This window comes from Serratia sp. GW822-FHT06D09, from assembly GCF_058799515.1.
On record NZ_JBXALO010000003.1, the window covers coordinates 440,638 to 456,569 of the forward strand.

14 protein-coding genes and 1 pseudogene are annotated in these 15,932 nt (G+C 56.9%); 2 read left to right on the forward strand and 13 right to left on the reverse strand.

Features of this window, described 5'->3' with window-relative positions:
* Positions 1-311: 311 nt before the first annotated feature.
* The 6 genes from AC1RKG_RS09815 to fliF are packed head-to-tail and all read right to left on the reverse strand — an operon-like array spanning position 312 to position 6,739.
* Positions 312-1,526: a flagellar hook-length control protein FliK gene (locus AC1RKG_RS09815; protein WP_122079700.1), complete on the reverse strand. Its 1,215-nt coding sequence runs from the start codon at positions 1,524-1,526 to the stop codon at positions 312-314.
* The gene (fliJ, locus tag AC1RKG_RS09820; RefSeq protein ID WP_020827502.1) at positions 1,523-1,969 is read right to left on the reverse strand and encodes a flagellar export protein FliJ; all 447 of its coding nucleotides are present in this window, start codon (positions 1,967-1,969) and stop codon (positions 1,523-1,525) included. Before fliJ ends, AC1RKG_RS09815 begins: the two co-directional genes overlap by 4 nt.
* Before the next feature lie 22 nt (positions 1,970-1,991).
* A complete protein-coding gene (gene fliI, locus AC1RKG_RS09825) occupies positions 1,992-3,353 on the reverse strand; it encodes a flagellar protein export ATPase FliI (RefSeq protein WP_020827501.1) in 1,362 nt (453 codons plus the stop codon).
* Positions 3,353-4,057, reverse strand: a complete 705-nt coding sequence (gene fliH, locus AC1RKG_RS09830; RefSeq protein WP_115058588.1) for a flagellar assembly protein FliH — start codon at positions 4,055-4,057, stop codon at positions 3,353-3,355. Before fliH ends, fliI begins: the two co-directional genes overlap by 1 nt.
* The gene (fliG, locus tag AC1RKG_RS09835) at positions 4,050-5,042 is read right to left on the reverse strand and encodes a flagellar motor switch protein FliG (protein ID WP_012145670.1); all 993 of its coding nucleotides are present in this window, start codon (positions 5,040-5,042) and stop codon (positions 4,050-4,052) included. Before fliG ends, fliH begins: the two co-directional genes overlap by 8 nt.
* Entirely contained in the window at positions 5,039-6,739 is a 1,701-nt protein-coding gene (gene fliF, locus AC1RKG_RS09840; protein ID WP_493182883.1) for a flagellar basal-body MS-ring/collar protein FliF, read from the reverse strand. The genes fliG and fliF overlap by 4 nt, the downstream gene beginning before the upstream one ends.
* Before the next feature lie 481 nt (positions 6,740-7,220).
* Between fliF and fliE the strand changes: the two genes are divergently transcribed.
* Positions 7,221-7,535, forward strand: a complete 315-nt coding sequence (gene fliE, locus AC1RKG_RS09845; RefSeq protein WP_493182884.1) for a flagellar hook-basal body complex protein FliE — start codon at positions 7,221-7,223, stop codon at positions 7,533-7,535.
* A gap of 324 nt (positions 7,536-7,859) precedes the next feature.
* On the opposite strand, the pseudogene AC1RKG_RS09850 reads toward fliE, so the two are convergent.
* The 3 genes and pseudogenes from AC1RKG_RS09850 to AC1RKG_RS09860 all read right to left on the reverse strand — a co-directional run bounded on the left by AC1RKG_RS09850 (position 7,860) and on the right by AC1RKG_RS09860 (position 10,759).
* Positions 7,860-8,205, reverse strand: a pseudogene (locus AC1RKG_RS09850) (Tn3 family transposase).
* A 47-nt stretch (positions 8,206-8,252) separates the two neighbouring features.
* Positions 8,253-9,578, reverse strand: a complete 1,326-nt coding sequence (locus tag AC1RKG_RS09855) for a uracil-xanthine permease family protein (RefSeq protein ID WP_130016330.1) — start codon at positions 9,576-9,578, stop codon at positions 8,253-8,255.
* A gap of 56 nt (positions 9,579-9,634) precedes the next feature.
* Entirely contained in the window at positions 9,635-10,759 is a 1,125-nt protein-coding gene (locus AC1RKG_RS09860; RefSeq protein WP_493182885.1) for an aryl-sulfate sulfotransferase, read from the reverse strand.
* A 202-nt stretch (positions 10,760-10,961) separates the two neighbouring features.
* On the opposite strand from AC1RKG_RS09860, the gene AC1RKG_RS09865 reads away from it, so the two are divergent.
* A complete protein-coding gene (locus tag AC1RKG_RS09865) occupies positions 10,962-11,972 on the forward strand; it encodes a LacI family DNA-binding transcriptional regulator (protein ID WP_046373257.1) in 1,011 nt (336 codons plus the stop codon).
* A 529-nt stretch (positions 11,973-12,501) separates the two neighbouring features.
* On the opposite strand, the gene AC1RKG_RS09870 is transcribed toward AC1RKG_RS09865, so the two are convergent.
* The 4 genes from AC1RKG_RS09870 to fliD all read right to left on the reverse strand — a co-directional run bounded on the left by AC1RKG_RS09870 (position 12,502) and on the right by fliD (position 15,883).
* Positions 12,502-13,368 carry a helix-turn-helix transcriptional regulator gene (locus AC1RKG_RS09870; RefSeq protein ID WP_046373258.1) on the reverse strand — a complete coding sequence of 289 codons (867 nt, stop codon included), beginning with the start codon at positions 13,366-13,368 and terminating at the stop codon, positions 12,502-12,504.
* A gap of 311 nt (positions 13,369-13,679) precedes the next feature.
* Complete coding sequence (gene fliT, locus AC1RKG_RS09875) at positions 13,680-14,048, reverse strand: flagella biosynthesis regulatory protein FliT (RefSeq protein WP_122079696.1); 369 nt, start codon at positions 14,046-14,048, stop codon at positions 13,680-13,682.
* Positions 14,048-14,458, reverse strand: a complete 411-nt coding sequence (fliS, locus tag AC1RKG_RS09880) for a flagellar export chaperone FliS (protein ID WP_020827494.1) — start codon at positions 14,456-14,458, stop codon at positions 14,048-14,050. The genes fliT and fliS overlap by 1 nt, the downstream gene beginning before the upstream one ends.
* Positions 14,459-14,485: 27 nt before the next feature.
* Positions 14,486-15,883, reverse strand: coding sequence for a flagellar filament capping protein FliD (gene fliD / locus AC1RKG_RS09885; RefSeq protein WP_122079695.1), 1,398 nt, complete (start codon positions 15,881-15,883; stop codon positions 14,486-14,488).
* Positions 15,884-15,932: the final 49 nt, after the last annotated feature.

Sequence of the window (15,932 nt, forward strand, 5' to 3'; positions counted from 1 at the left end):
TGGCTGCAACTTGAAATCCATAGGGTATATGCCCTTCATTTTTCAAGCTGCAACCTAAGATCTCGCGGGTATATAGCGCGTGTAAAAGCCGCACGCATGACATTATTTACCCAAAATATTTGGAGTTGCATCGCGACGGCAAGTTTGTAAGTCCTCAGCAGCATAGATAACTATGTGACCGGGGCGCGCAAATGCAGCCAACAATGATGCAGCTTCAAGTATGAAGGGTAGCGGTATTATCGCGCCTATTCCGGCACGCAATAGCCAGAATAGGCAGGGAAAAGCGTGCCAGCTTGGGCGTTTGCGGCCACTCAGGCGAAAATATCAACGCCGCTGACGGCGCGGGCCATCGCCTGCAATTCCAGCGGTGCGCTGTGGGCATCGACGGACAAATCGCCGTCACCCTGACGCTCGCGATAATCCGGGCGGCCCTGCTGCCCACCATTGTGCTGCTGCGCCTGTTGCCACTGCGGCATCTGGTCGCCGCCCACGCTGCTTTGTCCCAAATTGATGCCACTCTCAGCCAGCGCGTGACGCAGTTGCGGCATCGCGGCCTCCACGGCGGCGCGAACCTGTCCGTGTGCCGAGGCAATGTGCAGCTGTGCCTGGTTGTCATCCAGCTTGAGGGTGATTTGCAGCGCCCCCAGTTCCTGCGGATGCAGACGCAGCTCGGCGCTTTGCTGACCGTTGCGATGGAACATCAGCACCTGTTGGTTCAACGCCTGCTGCCACTCCGGGCTGCCCAACTGGGCGTTTAGCTGCGGCGTAGGCGGGGCAGTGACCAACGCAGCGCCTGGCGCTGCCGCGATCGTCGGGCTGGAGACCGGTGGGGCCATCAGAGGGACGTTTGGCGTTGGCGATTGGCTATCGGCGCCAAGCTTCAACGCCGCTGCATCCGGTTTTTCGTGCGCAACTGCAATTTGCTGTGGGATGTCGGCACGGCTTTCACTGCCGAGCGAAGCTGGAGTTACCGGCGTTGGTGCCTTTTGCGTGCCGGTTACCTCAGCCTGGCGCCCCAGTGAAGCGCTCTGGATCGTTGCAGCCTGAGGGGTATCTTGATCGCCTTCAAGGCTCAGTTCCGCCGCGCCGGTACCTGCATCAGGCATTGCTGGGGGAATAGCGATTGGCAGCATGGCGAACAGCGCTTGCAGCGTAGCGGCGTCGATCTCACCGGCAGGCCGCAGCGCGGCGTCGTGCGACGGTTGCTTCAACGTCGGCTCTTCGTCGTTACTGATGGCGGCTGGCTGGCCTTGCGTTAACAGCGAAGGCGCTAACAGCCCATCGCGTTCGCCGAATGCGGCCAGTAACTGCGTCAGTTGGTTGCGGCTCAGCGGCGCAGAGTCTTCTTCTGCGCTCAACGCCATCGGTGACAGTTTGCCTGCGGACTTGTCGGCCGGCAGCACGCGGGCGCCAAGCAGTTGAGCAAAAGCGGAAGAGAGCGATGACTCATCCAGCGGGAGCTGCGCGTCCGGCAGCAGGCCGGTATCGCCCGGCAGCGACAGGCCCGGCAAAGCGTTCAGGTTCATTGATGTATATTCCTTTGTGCACTGCGTTGAGCGAACTCATCCATCAGTTTTTGATCCCGTTTGTTCTCCAACTGCAACTCCGCGCTCTGGGCTCGGGTATGCAGGGTTTCGAAAGCGTTCAACCGTTGCTGTTTGTCCTGCCATTGTTTCATCGCGTGGTCCACTTTCTCTCCCCACTGCGTCAACTGCTGGCGGTGCTGGGCGATCGCCTGTTCCAGCGTGCCGATAAACTGCTGGTAGTTCTGCCAGTTGGACGATTCCATACCGCCGCTCAGTTGATTATTCAGCTTCTGACGGTACTCATCCTGATAGTTGAGCAGCATGGAAAGTTGCTGTTCAGCGGCTTGCTGAGCTTTGCGCACCTGGCCCAGTTGGCGAGTCGCCTGTTCTACTGCATCCTGCGCCAGATCGCGCAGGGTAATCAGGGGGGACTGTGGTTTCATCGGGATTGCGCCTTTGGTGACGTTAAACGATCAACTGCTGTAGCTGCTGGCAGGCGTCCTGATAGCCGCTGCGTTCGAAAATGCCTTGCTGCAGATAGGCTTCCATCTGCGGATACAGCGTCATGGCCTTATCCAGCAGCGGGTCGCTGCCTGCGACGTAAGCGCCTACGCTGATCAAATCGCGGTTGCGTTGGTAGCTGGCCAGCATCTGTTTGAAGTTACGCACCCGACGATAGTGCTCTTCGTCGATCAGCGAGGTCATGGCGCGGCTGATGGAGGCTTCAATGTCGATGGCCGGATAGTGGCCGGCTTCCGCCAGGCGTCGCGACAGCACCACATGGCCATCGAGAATGGCGCGTGCCGAGTCGGCAATCGGATCCTGTTGGTCATCGCCTTCGGTCAGTACGGTATAAAAGGCGGTAATGGACCCACCGCCGCTGATGCCGTTGCCCGCGCGTTCAACCAGTGCCGGCAGCTTGGCGAAGACGGAAGGCGGATAGCCTTTGGTGGCCGGCGGCTCGCCGATGGCCAGGGCTATCTCACGTTGCGCCATGGCGTAGCGCGTCAGTGAATCCATGATCAACAGCACGTGCTGGCCGCGATCGCGGAAATCTTCAGCGATGCGTGTGGCGTAGGCCGCACCCTGCATGCGCAGCAGTGGTGAGACGTCCGCCGGTGCGGCGATCACCACCGAACGCGCCCGGCCTTCGGGGCCGAGGATGTTTTCGATAAAGTCTTTCACCTCACGGCCACGTTCGCCGATCAGACCGACGACAATCACGTCGGCCTGGGTGTAGCGCGCCATCATGCCCAACAGCACGCTTTTACCGACGCCGGAACCGGCAAACAGCCCCATGCGCTGACCGCGACCGACGGTCAACAGGCCGTTGATGGTGCGCACGCCGACGTCCAGCACCTGTTCGATCGGCGTTCGTTGCAGCGGGTTGAATGGGGCGGTGATCAGCGGCGCACGGTAGCCGGTTTCCGGTGCGGGCAGGCCGTCGAGCGGCTTGGCGCTGCCGTCCAGTACCCGGCCCAGCAGGGCCGGACCGAGCGGCAGCTGCTTACTGGCGCTTTGGCCTTCCGGCGAGATGCGGGCGTAAACCCGGGCGCCGGGCACGATGCCTTCCACTTCTTCCAGCGGCATCAGAAACAGCCGCTGGCCGTTAAAGCCGACCACTTCGCTTTCTACTTCCTGGACCTCACCGGCGTCGTGACGCTCGATCAGGCAGGTGGCACCGATCGGCAGCTGTAGCCCGGTGGCTTCCAGCACCAAACCGGTGGCGCGGGTCAGGCGGCCGTAGCGGCGTACCGTCGGGGCGTGTGCGATGCGTTTTTCCAGCGCATCCAGTGAGGTCAGCCAGCGGCCGAGGCGCAGGGTCATTACACGTCTCCCGGAGCGGCCAGGCGGCAGAGTTCATGCCAACGGGTTGCCAGGCTGGCGTCAAGATCGCCTTCGTCGGCGCTGACCTTGCAGCCACCAGGATGCAACTGACCGTCCGCCAGCAACCGCCAGCCGTGCAGGCTGAGCGTGGCACCCAACTGTTGTTCGATTCGCTGATAGTCATCCGGGTGCACACGCAATTGCGGCTTGCCGCTGAACATCGGCTCTTGCTGGATCAACTGTTGGATCTGCGCCAGCAGGGCAGTGCCGTCGCACACCGGCGGTTGGCCCAGCACCTGTTTGGCGGCAGTCAGGGCCAACTGCATCAGGCGCGAGGCAATCACGCTGTCGAGGGCGTCCAGCGTGTGCTGGAATTCCGTCACCAGATGCTGCCAGTGCGCGGTCAGCGGTTGTTGCTGTTGCTGAGCTTCCAGCAAGCCCTGCTGGCGACCCTCTTCCATGCCGGCCTGGAAGCCGGCGTCGTAGCCTTTTTGCTGCCCGTCCGCATAGCCTAACTGCTGGCCCTGCTGCTCGGCCTGCAGGCGGAGTTGAGTGAGCTGTTGTTCCCGAACCAGGCTGTCGTCCAGCGGTGCGCCGTCGGTGATTTCCACCGGCAGCGGCAGCGGGTCGAGCGCCGGTTTGGGCTCGTTGAGATCGTTGAGCGACCAGGGCTGCCAGGGCAGGGTATTAATGCGATCAGACATAGGTGTCCTCGCCACCGCCGATAATCATTTCGCCACTCTCGGCCAAACGACGGACCACCAGCAGGATAGCCTTCTGCTCGTTCTCCACCTGCGACATGCGCACCGGGCCACGGTTGGCCAGATCGTCGCGCAGGATATCTGCGGCGCGTTGCGACATGTTTTTGAGGAACTTCTCGCGCAGTGGTTGTTCCGCGCCTTTGAGCGCCACCAGCAGGGATTCGCCTTCCACTTCCTGCAACAGGCGCTGGATGCTGCGATCGTCGACTTCCACCAGATTCTCGAACAGGAACATCTCGTCGATGATCTTCTGCGCCAGCTCGCCGTCGTATTCGCGCATGGCGTCGATAACCGCCTCTTCCTGCTGCGTTTTCATCAGGTTGATGATCTCGGCTGCGGTGCGTACGCCGCCCATTTTGCTGCGCTTGAGGTTCTGACCGTCGAGCAGGTTGTTCAGCACTTCGGTCAGTTCCGCCAGCGCCGCCGGCTGCACGCCGCCGAAGGTGGCGATACGCAGCATCACGTCGTTGCGCAGACGTTCGTCGAACAGCGCCAGAATGTCCGCTGCCTGGCCACGCTTGAGGTGAACCAGGATGGTGGCGATGATCTGCGGATGTTCGTCGCGGATCAGATCGGCCGCGCTCATTGGTTCCATAAAGTTGAGCGTTTCCATGCCGGTGGTGGTCTCGCGAGATTCGAGAATATCCTCCAGCAGGCTGGCGGCACGTTCTTCGCCCAACGCCTTGACCAGCACCGAACGCAGGTAGTCGCTGGCGTTGACGCTCAGCGCGGCATACTGTTCGGCGTCGTCTTCAAATTCGCGCAGGATTTCATTGAGCTGCTTGTGCGACACCTGGCTCATGCTGGCCATGGTGCCACTCAGCTGCTGCACTTCACGCGAGGAAAGGTGTTTGAACACCTCGGCGGCGCGATCTTCGCCCAGCGTCATCAGCAGGATGGCGCTTTTTTCGGTTCCGGTCAGACTCATAGTTCGTTACTCATCCATTGGCGGATTACCAGAGCGACCACGCGTGGGTCTTTATCAGCCAAATCGCGGATCCGCTGGCTCTGGACTTCTGCACTGACGCGCTGCTGGGATTTCCTGTGCTGCGCCAGCTCCTCATTGCTGGGTTTGCTGCTGTCAGCCGGCTTGGCCATCGGCGTAGCGGCGGCGGCGAGCGCGGCCTTTTGTACCGCCTGACGGTTTTGCAGTTGCGGGCGTACCAGTTTGCGCCACAGTACCCAGGCGACCAGCAGGATCAGCAGGTAGCGACCGGCATCGATCAGACGATCGATAAACGACTGGCTCTGCCAGAACGGCAGCTCGCCGCCGGTAATTTCGTTATCGGTAAACGGCGTGTTGACCACGTTGAGGGTATCGCCACGGGCGCTGGAGAAGCCCATGGACTCACGCGCCAGCGATTCGATCTGCGCCAACTGCTCTTTGCTCATCGGCAGTGGTTTGCCGTCCTTATCGGTGCCGCGATAGTTGATGACCACCGCGACCGACAGGCGCTGTACCGTCCCGGCTTTGTGCTGGGTATGGCGAATGGTGCGATCGACCTCATAGTTGATGGTTTCATCGCGGCGGGAGTTTTGCTGCCCGCTGCCCTTGGCTGCCGAACTGCGCGCCGTGGCCGTATCGGTTTTAGCTGCGTCGGCATTATTGCCGGCGGTGGCCGGTTGGGCGGTTTCAATCGGGGCAGCAGCCGGTGAGCTCGGCTGATTGGACAATGCGCCCGGCACGCCGCCGACCAATGGCCCGCCAATTTGGTCGCTTTGACTCGTTTGCTGTGAGCGTACGGCGGCCTTATTTGGCTCTTGGTTAGGTTGGTACTGTTCGTCAGTTTGCTCGCGAGTGGAGAAGTCGATCTGTGCGGTGACCTGAGCACGCACGTTAGCGCTGCCGACCATCGGGGCCAAAATCGCTTCGATACGGCGCTGGTAGCGGTTTTCCACTTCGCTGGCGTACTTAAGCTGTGCGGCGTTCAGATCGCGCCCGGTGCCGTCGGACTGCGTTAACAGGCGGCCGGCCTGATCGACCACCGTCACGTTGCCCGGTGGTAGACCGGCTACGCTGCTCGAGACCATATAAACGATGGCGTTGATCTGGCCGTCATCCAGGGCCCGACCCGGTTGCAACGTCAGGGTCACGGAAGCGGAAGGGGATTTTTGCTCGCGGACAAACAGCGAAGGCTTGGGCAGAGCCAAGTGCACCCGGGCGTTTTGTACCGGCCCCAGTGATTCGATGGTACGGGACAATTCACCTTCCAGCGCGCGCTGATAGTTGATTTGCTCGCTGAACTGGCTGATGCCGAATTTTTCCTGGTCCAGCAGTTCGAAGCCCACGGCACCGCCTTTAGGCAGGCCGAGCTGCGCCAAACGCAGACGGGTTTCATGGACTTTTTCGGCTGGGATCAGCAACGCCGCGCCATTTTCGGCAAAGCGGTAGGGGATGTTCATCTGCGTCAGTTGGGTGACGATGGCGCCGCCGTCGCGATCGTTAATGTTGCTGTACAGCACCCGGTAGTCTGGACTTTTCACCCATAACAGCAGCGCGACCACGATGGCGATGGCTGCGGAGGCCGCAATCAGCAGCGGGACTTTGGGGTTGGCGCGCAGGCGGTTCCACATGGCCAGCAGGCCATTATCGCGGCTTTCGGTAGCGGAGATTGAAGCATTCATTTTAGCCCGAGTCCTTCAATGACGCTCAGGATCCGGTGCGGGCCACGGCGTAGCTCCCTGCCAGGCTGATGAACGGTGTGGTTAGCGTTGTGTGACAAAACAGACTCCCTGATACACATATAAATATACCCTATGCCTTTCAAGTTGCTGCCAGGCGACCCGCTCGCTCATCCCGGGGGCTTGTAGGGGCGCGGCATGCTGCGCCTGAGTTAATCGGGGCGATTATATTCGCCCCCTACAGTCATTGGGATGAGCGCGGGCAGACAACAACGCTGCAACTTGAAAAGCGACGGGTATAGCGGCGCTCCCATTTCTGGGCATGTTATTATTCGCCCTTAGGGCCCATTTCGATGGCCCGATAAGCCGGGTTTTTTGCAGTTAATTAACCGCTTTAGGATGAAAATGCTGTGTTAGGGTGTTCAGCATCAAAGTAGTGTCTGATGCAACAACGTCCGGCAGCAGCGTTTTTATTGAGGTCATAATGGCAATTCAGGGTATTGAAGGGGTTTTGCAGCAGTTGCAGGCCACGGCGATTCAGGCAGGGCAGATGGGGCAAGGCGCATCCGCGCAGGGCGTCAGTTTTGCCAGTGAGTTGATGGCGGCGATCGGCAAGATCAGCGATACCCAGCAGGCTGCGCGCAAGCAGGCACAGGACTTCGAAGTCGGTGCGCCGGGCATCAGCCTGAATGACGTGATGGTCGATCTGCAAAAATCGTCCATCTCGCTGCAGTTAGGGGTGCAGGTGCGTAATAAGCTGGTTTCGGCTTATCAAGAAGTGATGAATATGCCGGTGTGATGAGACTGGCCTCGTACCCGCGGCCAGAATTGAAAGCCTGGATTCTCTGTTGAACAGGCAACGTCAGCTTAAGAACTGGCCTAAACCCACCCACGGTGGGTTTTTGCTTTTTAGCGCAAGGCAAATATGGGCTTCGGATTCTGAGATGCAGAACTTCTCTAAAGCCGAGACAAGTGTCTGGCCGGGAAGGGAGTCGGTGTGGATATCGAAAATTATTGTACGTTAAGGCTATTTTCTGACTTTCCGACTTTAGCTGGTCTCAGACGCCGAAACTTACCGGAAGCAGGTATCCGGTTGCTTTTCCAAATATAATCACCTGTCAGATTAGCCTAACGGGGACAAATACGAGAGTGGTTTCTCGTTGATTTCCATCCCATTACGCTTCACGGCATCGACCGCCATTTCCATATACACGGTATTCCGCCGCGAGATTTCCGCCGTCAGCAGAGTCAGCCCACTGGCCCGATAGCTCTGATTTTCGGTCCCTGATTTCACCCAGTCGATGCATGAATACAGCACGTTTCAGCGCGTAACAGAATTCTCCTTTATTCAGCCCCGTCTGAACCCGCCAACGCAGTGCTGGATCACGGAACCTGTCGAGTATAAACAGGGTTCGCTCGATGCGGTCAATTTCGCTCAGTGCTTTGGCAAGCCCGTTATTCTGCCTCACGGAAACCAAACAACACTACGGCTAACGGGTCAATTCGGTGTATCGGTTCAGCCTTTTAGTCGCATGGCGGCCCGCCTTTCGCTCACCAGAAATAACGAGTTGACGACGATCGCGGTGAGTGTACCCGCTGCCATACCGTTGCCCAATATCATCTGCACGCCGACGGGGAAATTCTGGTACAGGCCAGGCACAAGGATCGGCAGCATCCCCATAGCCAGACCAGTGGCTAAGGCATAGGTTTTTCCCGGCTTGTGTAGCGGCTCGCGGGCAATCATATCGATACCGATGACCCCGATGATACTGAAGACAATCACCGCCGTCCCGCAGACTACCGGACCGGGTAGACAGGCGGCAAGGCGCACCAGCGGCGAGAATAGCGCAATCAGGATTAACAGCAATCCGGCAATCGCCGTGACGTAGCGTGATTTGACGTTAGTGGTCCGAACCACGCCGATATTTTCGCCGGAGGTGATGATCAATGAGGTACCGAAAACGCCGCCCAGCAGCGAAATAACGGCGTCGCCGCGGATGGTTCGGGGAATGGCCTGATGGACGTTTTGTGTCGATTTGACGATCTCTGCGGTAGCAATCGTTTGCCCAGTTGCTTCAGCCATGGAAATCACCGCATAAATCAGCAGCGGCAGTGACGCTGACAGATTGAATATTGGCCAGCCGAACGGAAACAGCTGCGGCAGGCTGAACAGCGGCCCGTGGCTGACGCCGCTAAAATCGGCGATGCCCAGCAGCATTGCCAGCAGCGTGCCCGCAAGCAGGCCGAACATGACCGACAGCTGACGTAGGATGCCGCTGAACGCCAGGGCGAAGATCAGCGTAATCAGGATGGTGACCAGCGCCAGAATAATGTTGGTGGGCTGCGCAAAGTGGCTACTGCTCGGCTGACCGATAATGAGTCCGCCATACAGACGAATCAGGTTGATGGAGACCAGCAGCAGCATAATCCCGATAATAAACGGCGGGAAATGGTGCAGAAAACGGCGAAAAACGGGCAGGGCAATAAAATAAAACAGCGATGTTAAGATCACCGCGCCAATTGCCGTCTGGATATTGGTCTGTAAAGCGATAGCGATGAAGATCGCGATAGGCGCGCCGCCCGGCACCATAATAAACGGCAGGCGCGCGCCGAAGCTGCCGATACCGAGGCTTTGCAGGATGGCCCCCAGCCCGCACATTAGAAAGGTGGCGCTTAGCAGCGATGTGGTGACGCCAGAGCTGAAGTGAAGCGCCTGAGCAATAAGAAAAACGGCGGTGATCGGCGTAGCGGCCACGACCAGCACGTGTTGAAGGGCCAGCAGCAGTTTAGTTTGCCAAGGCAAGGCTTCGTTTTCCGGTACGGCGGAGTCAGAATACGGCATAAATTCCTCCCAAATACGTGAGAACCTCCCCGCCGACCCGCGCCGGCGAAGAGCGATTATTTCAGCCACGGCAGCGCATCGGCCGCGTAGCGGTGCGCGCGGAAGCTGCTGTTCTGCTTACCGGGGATGATCCCCTTGCTAAGATGGTCCGGATATTCATTGAAGTAAGGAATAATGTATTCCCATACCGTTTCTCCTTGCGGAGTCACTTCAAACAGTCGACCGAAGGCGGATTCGCAGATAAAGGTATTGCCGTTGGCCAGGCGCTGAGCGCTTCCCATATAGGGTGAGAAAAAGGCCGGCGGGAAAATATCGCGATATTGCCAGCGAATAGCCTGGGTGTGCGGGTCGAACTCCAGCACCGTGGAGTGTGGCGAGGTCACGCCGGGGCGCAGGTTGCCGTTATCGAACACCAGAATAGAACCATTTTCCATCTCAATCGGTGTGTGCTGTTGGGCGACGACATCCGGCCCCACGTGCCATACCACGCTGCCGCTCTCTTTATTGACGGCAATCACCCCGGAGGTGGTGCGCAGGCTCATCAACACCAGGCCCTCGCGGGTGACCGACAGACCGTTTATCATCGGCCAGTGGCGGCGGTCGAAGATCTCATGAATCGGGAAATCTTCCGGGGCCAGATGCTCCCAGACGCGCCATTCCCATACCACTTTACCGTCGCGATTGACCTCTTTGACGACATCGCTCTGTATGACGCCGTCCGGCGCATCGCGGCGCGGATCGCCGCCGGTAACGCGAGCGGCAATTTCCGCCGGCAGTGGCACCGCCGCGGTATACAGCAGGTTACCGTTCGCCAGCCACTGCGCGTCGTGGTGATGGAATATATCCTCATAATGCCAGACCACTTCGTTATCCGGAGTGACCTCATAAAAATCCCCGCCGTGCCAGAGATCCCAGGCCGGATAGAGATTGGCTGACGTGCCGTGACTACCGTTATAGCCGAGGTTACCGTTAGGCAGCAGCACCGCATCGCGTCCGGCACGAACCGGGAGTTGCCACTGGTGCGCCACTTTTCCAAGCTCATCAACCAGATATACCCGGCCTTCGGTAGTTTGTGGGGCGAAGAGCGTATAGCCGCCGAAGCTTTTCTCCAAATCGGAGAAGATCAGCCCGCTCGGACGACGCCCGAGGGTGAATGCTGCATCCTGAGATAGTTGTGTCACGTAGCCTCCTGAAGTGATTGGTTTCTTGCAAAATACGTCATTAAAACGTTTTAATTAAACGCCATTAGACAGGAATGCTTGCCAGTGAGCTACGGTAAATGGTCACTTTCTTCATATGATTTTGTTATGTATTAGCGCGGAAATTCATACACTGGAAATGTGCTAATCTGAGCATAAACTCTCGGGAGGGAACGCCAGCCAGATGACTGCTCAAGATAAAAAACGCGCCAGACTCATTGATGTTGCAAGCCTTGCTGGCGTATCGCCTGGCACCGTATCTAATGCGTTACATCACCCCCGTTTTGTCGAACCTGAGACCCGGCAACGTATTGAGGAGGCGATTCAGACACTGAACTACACGCCGAATATCCGCGCCCGTCAGTTGCGTACCGGCAAAACCAACACTATTGCACTGCTTTCTTCCTTGCCGCTGACCATTGCTTCCGGAGCATCGAAGCTGGGTTTTATGATGGAGGTCGCGCTTACGACGGCGATTATGGCGCTGGAAAAGCAGCATGCGCTGATCCTGGTCCCGCCCGGGAAGAACCCGCTGGACATGGTGACCTTTGATGCCGCCATTCTGCTGGAACCCGCCGAAAACGATCCACTGCTGCAAGCTTTGCAACAGGCGGGGATCCCATGCATCACTATTGGCCGCACGCCGGGAACACCGACGCCGCTACCGTGGGTGGATTTGCATTCGGAAGCGACGGCGAAAATGTTGCTGACCCACCTGCAGACTGAAGGCGCCGACTGTTGCGCGCTCTTTGTCGGGCATACGCCGCGGACTTCCTCGCTGGAAACTGAGGCAGCCTATCACCGCTGGTGTAAAGGAAGGCAGGCGCCGGTGATCTATTATCTTGATGAGCAGGAAGGGGAAGCGGCTGGCTATCAGGCTGCGTGTCAGATGTTGCAGGAACATCCCGAAGTCAATGGCGTCCTGGTGCTGGTTGATACTTTTGCTTGTGGCGCCGTGCGCGCTTTTCACGATGCGGCGATCGCCATACCGCAGCGGATTCGCTTAGCCACCCGTTATGACGGTATTCGCGCCCGGGAATCTTTGCCGCCGCTAACGGCGGTGAACATGCACCTCGATGAGGTTGCCCGTCAGGCCGTCACGCTATTGTTTGAAGTGCTGGCCGGACATAACGTGATCGGCAGTCGCGGGCAGATGCCGGAACTGGTGGTCAGAGCCTCGAGCAAATTGTCGTAAGGGTCAACAAATAGCTTTCACGTACAATAATTTCCGTTTCCCAAACGGATCCCGGAAACGTCAATCACCGGAGGAAGAGGGTAGAAACTACGGTTAAACTCACATTGCCACGGTATTCACGGGGCTATAATTTCCGGGTTAAGGCCGTTTCAATTACCGGATAAGATAATGTGTAGCAAAAGTGAACGCAGATGGCGGTTGTTCAGTATTTTAATTCTGATCGTTTTGGTTGTATTAATAAGCGTTTTAATTAAAGAAAGCTAAAATAACCCGGGCCACGATGTGTGGCCCTGCCGCTTTATTTTCCTGCCAGCAGCCGCATGGCGTCTTCTTCGTAGGTCAGGCCCAGCAACCATAGGCCGAGTAGCAACACCGCGAGGGAAAATAGCAGTTTTTCGTTGAGCATGATTTATTCACCTCTGATGACCTGAATGCTCGCCGATGCTATCCCACTCGCCTGTTTTGCGCCAATATTGCCGCTATAAACCACAGTTTCATTGTTCAATGATTTAATTTACGCCGGCAGCAATCACTCCGGGGCTTGCATCATGCTGAAATGATCGGGACGAATGGCCATGGGTTCCATGGCCCGCTGATGTCCGCGAATGGCGGTGGGCGCAAAGCCGAAACGTTTGCGAAAGCGCTCGGCAAACCGCGAAGCGCTTTCATACCCCACGTGCTGGGCGATCGCCGATATTGGCCAATCGGTAGATTGCAGCAGGGCCAAGGCGCTGCTCATTCGCACGTCTATCATCAGATTACGCAGCGCGGTATTCTCCGCCGACAGCTTGCGTCGCAGCACCACCTCGCTCATTGACAAGGTTTCGGCGACTTCGGCCGCGGTCCAGATGTTGTGCGGATCGGTGGCCAGACAGCGGCGTACGCGTTGGGTTAAATTCCTGGCTTCGTTATGGATGAAGCTGATATTGAATTGTTTTAACCACAGTAGAATTTCCAGCATTTTATGGCGAATGATGACCGTGGGGAAACGCTGCTTCAGCGCCAGTGCCAGGCTGGTGGTCTCAAAACTGTGCATCAGCGCGCAGGGCAGATTGCATAATGTCATCACCGCGTCGAAGGGAGTCGGTGATGTGCTTTCAACCTGGGGCGGCGATAAGGTGAGCAACTGCGGATCGCAGGTCAATAGCTGACAGCTGAATACCCCGTCCTCAGAGAGTTCGTTGATAATATCCACGGTTTGCCCCCCGTCGATAATCAACAGCTCGCCCGCATGCGCCACCACTTCACGCTGTTGCCAACGCACGCGTTTGTGACCTTGCTGCACCAGGTAGAGATGCGGCTGTTCAAAATAGACTGAAGGAAATAATAATTCAGTATGCTGAATGATGTGTGCCGATGCACCAATTCCTGGACAAAGATTAATTGTACGTTCCATCGATATTCATTTCGCAGCCATTATCTATGAATATCTTTACGCTTTGATTGGCGTTGGAGCAACATCTTTCCATAGGTTGTGAAACACAACAGCGTGTTTTATCTATCAAAAATCAATTTCCTGCTGAACAGAAAACGTCCGTGTCGGAGTGGTATTTATCCGTTAAAGTGAGAGCAAGGCTCGAATTGCACATTTTTTCTAATTACCCAATATCTGAATAATTCAAATGGCATGGATTAATATTCTGACTTAACCGGGGAATAATAGTGCATGCTGCTATCTATTCCGTTGTCGCCGTTATTGCTGCGAACTCATCTGATTTGTGGATCTCCCAGCAACAAGGCGCGATCGTGAAACTGGCCGTAAGTGCTGTTCACCACGTTTTGGCGCGTCGACTGGCCGATTAATTCTTTCAATTGATCCATGCGTTGCTGCAGCAGACGTTTTAGTTCGGTCTCGTTGTCGAGGATTTGCTGCAGCTTATGGCGCAGCAATTCCTGTAACGCCATTGAGGGACCGGCCTGCCCGGTAAAGGCGGCGGTTCTTTCCACCGCCGTCACGTAGGACAGTTCCAGCTCGACCAGGTCTTCCCATCTTTCCGTTTGTGCCAGAACGATCATCTGGCTACTCAGGCTATACACCTGCTGATAGGCGGCTAACAGCTGTTGTTGACGTTCCATTACACGGCGTCCTGAGTGGGGTGGTAGTTGGGGCCAATCTGGCGCCAGGCGTCAGCAATATTTTCCAGCAGCTTCACCACTTCGGTAATCGCCGCTTCGTCATTGTGCAGGTTGGCTTGCATCAGGCGTCGCTTCATATAGTCATACAGCGCCGCCAGGTTATCGGCCATTTCACCGCCCTGCTGGTGGTCGAGACCGCTTTTCAGGCCGTTATCGATAATATTGATGGCCTTTGACAGAGCCAGTCCTTTGCCGGCGATATCACCCTGATTCATCAGTATCCGTGCGCGTAACAGGGCGCTAAGCGCCCCGTCAAACAACATCACGATTAACTGGTGCGGGCTGGCGCTCATTACGCCACTTTCCAGACTGACCTGGGCGTAGGCCTGAGTTCCGCTACGGTTATACATGTGATTTTTTACCTGGTTAAAAAGTTCTTACTTGAACTGTTGTTTTAAATAATCACCGGTGCCACTCAGCTTGGACATCATGGTATCCAGTTGGACGAATTGTTGTTTATAGCGATCGATAGTGCTTTGAATGCTGGCCGTGACGGTGGTGATCTTGCTGTTCAGGCGGTCAAGGCTGGTATTGATGCTTTTGGTCGAGTTCTCAATGATGCCGCCGGCCTTGATGTAGCTTTGGATCTCATTGTGGATCTCGGTGGCCATGCCGGTATCTTTGCCGTTGCCGGCGAAGAAGTTGGCAACCTGCTCCGGTTTTTCATCGATGGCTTTGTTGAGCTTGGTGCTGTCGATCTCCAGCTTGCCGGTTTTGGTGTTGGTGGTGATCCCCAGGTTACCCAGCCCCTTCAGCTCCGGGTTGTCCTGCGCGCCGCTGAGCGCACTTTTAATCGAAGACTGAACACCGCGCAGGGTGTTATCCCCCAGCAGTGCGCCGTTTTTGGCATTCTGCGCCTCGCCGGTTTTGACCGGGGTATATTTGGTCAGCGAGTTAAAGGTATCCAGCAGTGAGTTATAGTTGTCGACCCAGTCTTTGATTTTGTCGGCGGTGCCGGTTTTATCGGTGCTGATCACCAGGTTCTGCGGCTCATCTTTCTTGGTGACGGTTTTCAGATCGATGGTCACGCCCTGCAGGGCATCGGCAATTGAGTTGGTGCTGCGTTTGATTTTCGTGCCGTTAACCAAGACTTCAGCATCCTGACCGGCCACGGTTTGCTTCATTGCGTTGCTTTTGGCAGCGGAGTCGTAGTTGAGGATGGCGCCCAACTTATCGTCATTGTTGACCTGGACCGAAACGGTGTTTTTCTCGCCGGTGGCCGTGGAGCTGATCGCCAATTGATAGTCGTTGTCCCCCACCCGCATGATGCTGGCGTTGACGCCGGCTTTGGCATTGTTAATCGCATCGCGCATTTCCACCAGCGAGGTTTGATCATCGCTCAGTGGGATCTTCACTTCTTTCTGCGGGTCCCCTGCGGTGATGGTGATTGAGCGGTCAATGCTGCCGGGCGTGCCGAGTTTTTCCGTCTGATTGGTAATCGATGCCTGTGTGGTCAGCGTTTGCGGCTGTGCCAGTTTTTGAACTTCGACAATGTAGTTCCCCGCCACGGCCTTGTCGGTGGTGGTGATGGCAAACTGATCGTGTTTGCTGGCGGTGGTGTTGTTGAAAAACGTCGGTTTCGCCAGCTCTTTACTGAGGTTATCGAACTTTTCCAGCGAGCCTTTCAGGGTGCCGTAGGCGGTCAACTGGGCGTTGTAGCTGGTCTGCTGGGTGGTGTACGGGGTCAGACGCTGCTGTTCCGCTTTGGTCAGCTTGTCCAGCAAGCCGTTGAGGTCGAGTCCTGAGCCGATGCCTAATGAACTGATCGATGCCATTCGTAATTCTCCTTAATAATGACTTTATTCGCTTTACGCGTTTATCGGC